The following is a 6,062-nucleotide window of genomic DNA, read 5'->3' as shown; positions in this document are numbered from 1 at the left end:
GGAGGCGCTTCCGGTGCCGCTGGCGGCACCACGGCGGGGTTGACTCCGCAGGCCGGTTCGGGAGCGGGTGGCGTACAGCCCGGTAATCTAAGATTGATATCCGACAGGGGAGCGGTGATCGTCGACGCCAGAACCAATACCCTGATAATCAAAGATACCGCCAATCATTTGGAAGATGTCCATAAAATGATTGCCAAGCTGGATGTGCCGATCAGGCAAGTGCTGATCGAGTCACGGATTGTGATTGCATCAACGGCATTTATTCAGGATATAGGTACCAAATTTGGCGTGGCGAAAAAGGCCGAGATCGGCGGCGGTAAAGAATTCGGCTTTACAGGATCCGGTACCGAAACCAGCTCAAACGCGCAAATTCTGCAAGACTTGGGAACTGCCTTGGCGGCGTCCAGCGGCGGTTCGTTGGCGTTGACGCTGGCGCGGGGCGCGGATTATTTGTTGAACCTGGAAATCAGCGCCTTACAGACGAACCAATTGGGGGAATTGGTCTCCAATCCGCGCGTCATGACTCAGGATAGGGTGCCGGCGACCATCAAGCAAGGTATAGAAATACCCTACACCACCGTCAGCCAAAACGGTACCCAAACCGAATTCAAGGAAGCGGTATTGGAATTGAAGGTGTTACCGCAAATTACCCCGACCGGCAGCGTGATCATGTCGCTGAATATCAAACGGGATTCGCAGGGTCAGGCTGTGACAACCGGCGGACTCAACACCACCGCCATCGATAAGCGCGAGGTGGAAACCATGGTGCAGGTCGAAGACGGCGAAACCATTGTGTTGGGCGGCGTTTACGAAGCGGATAACGTAACTACCCTGGATACTATCCCGTGGGTGTCCGATTTGCCGTTGGTGGGCTGGATGTTTAAAAAGACCAATAAAAATGAAGCGCGGCGAGAACTGTTGATATTCATCACCCCAAAGGTCGTGAAAGATACTTTGGCAGCGCACTGATCCACGCCGGGTCGGGCCCCTCAACGGGTCCGATCCAGTTTTCGATAACCGATGGCTTCGCTCAAATGGGTAATTTCTATGGTCTCGGATCCCGCCAGATCGGCAATGCTGCGGGCCAGTTTTAAAATGCGGTGATAGGCCCGATGGGATAGGCCGAATTTTTCCAGGGCTTGTTCCAGTAGTCTATGACCGGCTTCGGCCAGTTCGCAAAACAGCTTGACCTCCTTGGCATTCAGTTCCGAATTTGTCTTGCCCTGACGCCGGTCAGCCAGTTGTCTGGCCGCTGTTACCCGCTCGCGAATCGTTTGGCTGCTTTCTTCGCCTTCCTTTACCCCTTTTCTCAATACATCCAGGGCCACTCGCGGCACCTCCAGATGCATGTCGATTCTGTCCAGTAATGGCCCGGAAACCCGGGCGCGATAGCGCGCGACTTGCTCGGAACTGCAATGGCAACGGCCGGAGGCGTCGCCGAGATAACCGCACGGGCAAGGGTTCATGGCGGCAATCAGCTGAAATCGGGCCGGAAAATCGGCCTGGCGGTTGGCCCGGGAAATGGTGATATGGCCGGTTTCCAAAGGTTCTCGCAGCACCTCTAAAACTTTACGGTCGAATTCCGGCAACTCGTCTAAAAATAAGGCGCCGTGATGGGACAAGGATATTTCGCCCGGTTTCGGATTGCTGCCGCCGCCGACCAAAGCCGCGGCGGAGGCCGTGTGATGAGGGGCGCGAAAGGGCGGCTTTCGCCATTTGCCGATATCCAAGCCTTGGTCGCTGATGGATGCGATAGCGGCGGTCTCCTGCGCTTGTTGTTCGCTAAGTTCCGGCAATATGGTGGGCAGGCGGGCAGCCAGCATCGATTTTCCGGTGCCGGGCGGCCCCAGCATCAATAGATTATGAGCCCCTGCGGCAGCGATTTCGAAGGCACGCTTGACATGAAATTGGCCGTGCACATCGGCAAAATCGATCTCAAATTGCGATTCCGCCACGGTAATATTGGGCGCCGCCCAAGGAATCAGGCTTTGTCCGCTCAAATGGGCGCACACTTGCAGCAAATGGTGGGCCGGTAAAAGCCGCGCATCATTAATCAAACCGGCTTCGTCGGCGCAGCCAACTGGCAGAATCAGTTGCCTATTGGCGTTACGCGCATGTATCGCTACCGGCAAAGCGCCGGCGATGGGCCGCAATTCGCCGCCTAAAGAGAGTTCGCCGATACATTCGTATTGAGCCAGATTATCCTTGGCGATCTGTCCCGAGGCGGCCAAAATGCCAAGGGCGATCGCCAAGTCAAACCGTCCGCCTTCCTTGGGCAAATCGGCGGGAGCTAGATTGATCGTGACGCGTTGAAAGGGGAACTCGAAGCCCGAGTTGATAATCGCGCCGCGCACCCGGTCTTTGCTTTCCTTGACGGCCGTTTCGGGCAAGCCGACGATATTGAGCGCCGGCAAGCCGTTACTGACATGAACTTCAACGGTCACTAGCGGCGCGTCGATACCGGAGCGCCCCCGGCTGAAAACAACGGCCAGCGACATCCGGTCTTACTCCGGGGCGATTTGTTTTTCGAGTTCGGCAACTCGTTTTTCCAGCTCTTCCAGGCGGCCGCGGGTTTTGGCCAGTACGGCTTTTTGCACTTCAAATTCCTCGCGACTGACCAAATCCAGCTTGGATAGGGCACTTTGCAACAGAGCGTGGACGTTTTTCTCCATATCGTCTTTGAAGTTGTTTAAGCCCGGCGGAATGGCGTTGGCGATGCGGTCAGCAAGATTATCTATGGATTTCGGATCGAACATGGCGATTACTCTCGATGGGTGAAGGAGTCGAATTTTGGAATGTGGTCCCGGCATATTTTATCGGTATCGTCGCGCTCCAGGGCTTCGTCGGTTAAGCCGCACTGATAATGATGCTCGACCACTCTAAAATGATTGCAAGTACGGCACATGCCGAAACTTTTGCTTTGATTGGCTTTTTGCAATAAGCCCAGCGTTGCTTGCAAGGCGTTTTCGATACTATCAAATTCCTGATGGCTGACCTTGTGTTCCGCTTGTTTGAACACGTCCGGCGGTTTTAACTCGTCGACCAAGGCCAGGCCAGCCTCGGTCAAGCTTAAATGCACGACGCGGCCGTCGAGACTGTCGGTGGTTTTTCGAAGGTAGCGTTTGCGTTCCAGAATTTGGATGCTCTGGGAAACGGTACCTTTGGTCAAACCCAGGTATTCGGCAACGGATGCGTGGGTGTTGCTGTATTTGTTGCATTTGGCCAGATATTCCAGAACCTGGCCGTGCACCGGCTGCAGACCGATAGCGGCGTACTTTTTACGTTCTTCCGAGCGCAATAACGAACTGATGCGTTCGATCAGCTTAAAGGTTTCTAATTCATGCATTGTTGCAATTCTAGCATAAGCGGCCCAAATACAGATGTTTGAGGTATTTGCACTGACTTGCTCTCTCGAGGCACAATGAAGGACTTTATTCGCTAGCTATTCGATTATGCATCACGCACTTTATCAATTGCTCGGCTGTGCCGATACCGTCATTCTGGGTAAACAGCGGCAAATTCGTTTGGCGGTCTGCTGTTTGTTGGCCAAGGGCCATTTGCTGATAGAGGACATTCCCGGCGTCGGCAAAACCACGCTTTCGCATGCCTTGGCGCAGTTGTTCGGCTTGGCTTACCAGCGGATACAATTTACCAGCGATATTTTGCCCGCCGACATCATCGGGTCTTCGGTGTTCGATAATAGGCAAAACAGCTTCGGTTTCCACCCCGGCCCCTTATTCAATCAAATGATTTTGGCGGACGAGATCAACCGCGCCACCCCCAAAGCCCAAAGCGCGCTGTTGGAGGCCATGGAGGAAAGGCAGGTTACCGTCGAGGGCCAGACCTATCGCTTGCCCGAGCCTTTTTTTGTCATCGCCACCCAAAACCCGTCCTATCAGATCGGCACCTTCCCTTTACCGGAATCGCAGTTGGACCGGTTTTTGATGCGGATCGAATTGGGCTATCCCAACCGGCAGGCCGAGCGGGAACTGTTGATGGGGCAGCCGCGGCATGGCCTGATAAAGAGCCTGCCGGTATATTTGCCCGCCGAAAAGTTGGCGGCCTTGCAACAGGAAGCCGGTAAGGTGCATGCGGCGCCGGCATTATTGGATTACTTACTCGCAATCGTCGAGTTTACCCGGCAGAGCGACGACTATTCTTGCGGCTTGTCGCCGCGGGCGGGTTTGTCCTTGTTGGCGGCCGCCAAGGCTTGGGCGTTCATGGATCAACGCCAAGCGGTATTGCCGGAAGATGTGCAGGCGGTTTTGCCGGCGGTTGCGGGGCATCGCTTACTGGCGGGCAGCCATGATTCGGCCGCCGCCGTGGCGCCTATTTTGCAACAGGTGGCCGTTCTTTGAATGCCCAACCGTTAGGATTAAAACAGCGTTTTAAATTGAGCCGGTTTGTTAGCGGCGAAGAGCCGGCCAGTGGTCCGATTGTCTTAAATCAACGGCGGGTGTTTATCTTGCCCACTCGAAGAGGCATGGTTTTTGTTGCCTTGATTGCGCTGGTAGTGTTGATTGCCTTTGTTTACAACAATAATCTGGCTTATATGCTGGGTTTTTTAATGGCCAGTATTTTTTTCGTGACTATCTTGCATAGTTTCAAGTCCTTGTCCGGACTGGTGATACGGCCCTCGCACCATCCGCCGGTATTTGCCGGCGACAAGGCCATGTTCAATTTTGTGCTGCACAATCCCGGTGATCAACAGCGGGTGGCGATAGAGATGCGGTTACAGGAGGCTGTTCCGATCAGCCTGCAAGCTGGGGAGACGCGGAGCGTTTCATTGCCGGCGGCTACCAAAAAGCGCGGCTGGTTGGATTGTTCAACGCTAACCTTATCCAGCTGTTATCCGCTGGGCTTGTTTCGGGCCTGGTCGCCGTTGCGTTTCGATAGCCGGGTGCTGGTTTACCCTTATCCCGCCAAGCTGGATTTACCTTTTCCCGAAACCGCCGCCGGCCAGGGCCGGCAAGGGCAATCCAAACGGGGCGGGGATGAGTTTTATGGTCTCAAATCCTATCAAAGCGGCGATCCGATCCGGCAAATTCATTGGAAAGCTTACGCCAAGGGCCGCGGCTTGCATAGCAAGCAATATGCGGGCAGCGCCAGTCTCGAGTTTTGGCTGGACTATGATGAGACTCCGGGCGGCGACGTTGAAGGGCGGCTCAGCCAGCTGTGCCGCTGGGTGGTGGATGCCGAACGCGCCGGGCTGCGCTACGGTTTGCTGCTGCCGGGCGTCAAGCTAAGCCCGGATTGCGGCATCGCCCATAGTCAGGCCTGTTTGCGCGAATTGGCCTTGTTTGGGTTGGCGCGTTGATGGCCGCCAGTACGCTTAATCGGCGCAGCTTGTATTTTTTGCTGGTTTCGATGGCTTTGATAACTCTGCCGCATGCCTGGCATATGCCCTGGCCATTGTTTAGCTTTTTCGCGGCGATGTGGGTGTGGCGGTTCCTGGCCGTTCGGCGCCGGGATTGGCTGCCGAAGCGCTGGCTACTGTTTTTATTGACGCTGTTGGGCATCGTGTTATTGATAACCCAGCAACGCGGGGTGTTCGGCCGCGATGCCGGCACGGGTTTGTTTGTGGTGGCCTTGGGTTTAAAGCTGATGGAAATTCACGGCAGACGCGATGTGTTTTTGGTTGTGTATCTGGCGTTCATTGTGGCCGCCTCGCAATTTTTATACGAACAAAGCATTCTGATGGCCGGTTACATTCTGCTGGTGTGTACGGTGTTATTGGCCACGTTGATTACCCAAAATACCGCTCAGGTGGCCACACAGACGGCGATTAAAACCGCAGCGGCGATTATTTTGCAGGCCCTGCCCATGGCGGCGGTGATTTTCGTGCTATTTCCGCGTCTGGAAGCGCCGCGCTGGATGTGGCTGGCGGACGATAACAAGGCGCTGTCCGGGTTGAGCAACACTCTTGAGCCGGGCTCCATCAGCGATTTGAGTTTGTCCGATGAATTAGTGTTCCGGGTGCGGTTCGATGGCGAGCCACCCCCGCCGGCCCGGCGCTATTGGCGCGGCCCGGTCTATTCGCGCACGGACGGCGTGCGCTGGAC

Annotated in this window: 7 protein-coding genes; 4 read left to right on the top strand and 3 right to left on the bottom strand. The window is 55.3% G+C overall.

Features of this window, described 5'->3' with window-relative positions; genetic code table 11:
* Positions 1–969 (top strand): type IV pilus secretin PilQ (gene pilQ, locus NP596_RS19275; RefSeq protein ID WP_256617031.1); only part of this gene is annotated, 969 nt, incomplete at its 5' end.
* Between the two features lie 20 nt (positions 970–989).
* Here the strand turns inward: pilQ and NP596_RS19270 are convergent.
* From NP596_RS19270 to NP596_RS19260, 3 genes are read right to left on the bottom strand one after another with little or no spacing between them, the layout of a single operon-like run.
* Positions 990–2,498 carry a YifB family Mg chelatase-like AAA ATPase gene (locus NP596_RS19270; RefSeq protein WP_256617030.1) on the bottom strand — a complete coding sequence of 503 codons (1,509 nt, stop codon included), beginning with the start codon at positions 2,496–2,498 and terminating at the stop codon, positions 990–992.
* Positions 2,499–2,504: 6 nt separating this feature from the next.
* Positions 2,505–2,756, bottom strand: a complete 252-nt coding sequence (gene ubiK, locus NP596_RS19265) for a ubiquinone biosynthesis accessory factor UbiK (RefSeq protein ID WP_256617029.1) — start codon at positions 2,754–2,756, stop codon at positions 2,505–2,507.
* 5 nt (positions 2,757–2,761) lie between these two features.
* Positions 2,762–3,346, bottom strand: a complete 585-nt coding sequence (locus NP596_RS19260; RefSeq protein ID WP_256617028.1) for a MarR family winged helix-turn-helix transcriptional regulator — start codon at positions 3,344–3,346, stop codon at positions 2,762–2,764.
* A gap of 106 nt (positions 3,347–3,452) precedes the next feature.
* Between NP596_RS19260 and NP596_RS19255 the strand changes: the two genes are divergently transcribed.
* The 3 genes from NP596_RS19255 to NP596_RS19245 form a co-directional block, all read left to right on the top strand.
* Positions 3,453–4,358, top strand: a complete 906-nt coding sequence (locus tag NP596_RS19255) for an AAA family ATPase (RefSeq protein WP_256617027.1) — start codon at positions 3,453–3,455, stop codon at positions 4,356–4,358.
* A 98-nt stretch (positions 4,359–4,456) separates the two neighbouring features.
* The gene (locus tag NP596_RS19250; protein WP_371927981.1) at positions 4,457–5,317 is read left to right on the top strand and encodes a DUF58 domain-containing protein; all 861 of its coding nucleotides are present in this window, start codon (positions 4,457–4,459) and stop codon (positions 5,315–5,317) included.
* A gap of 50 nt (positions 5,318–5,367) precedes the next feature.
* A partial coding sequence (locus NP596_RS19245) for a TgpA N-terminal domain-containing protein (RefSeq protein WP_256617025.1) occupies positions 5,368–6,062 on the top strand: 695 nt, incomplete at its 3' end.

The sequence above is a fragment of the Methylomonas rivi genome (genome assembly GCF_024505165.1).
Classification (GTDB): Bacteria; Pseudomonadota; Gammaproteobacteria; order Methylococcales; family Methylomonadaceae; genus Methylomonas; species Methylomonas rivi.
Note: the sequence above shows the minus strand (reverse complement) of the source record. Positions and strands in the feature narration are given on the sequence as shown.

Bases quoted from the DNA above. Each gene is read 5' to 3' on its own strand.
- NP596_RS19260 (WP_256617028.1), bottom strand. From the start codon at position 3,346: ATGCATGAATTAGAAACCTTTAAGCTGATCGAACGCATCAGTTCGTTA.
- ubiK (WP_256617029.1), bottom strand. From the start codon at position 2,756: ATGTTCGATCCGAAATCCATAGATAATCTTGCTGACCGCATCGCCAAC.
- NP596_RS19255 (WP_256617027.1), top strand. From the start codon at position 3,453: ATGCATCACGCACTTTATCAATTGCTCGGCTGTGCCGATACCGTCATT.
- NP596_RS19270 (WP_256617030.1), bottom strand. From the start codon at position 2,498: ATGTCGCTGGCCGTTGTTTTCAGCCGGGGGCGCTCCGGTATCGACGCG.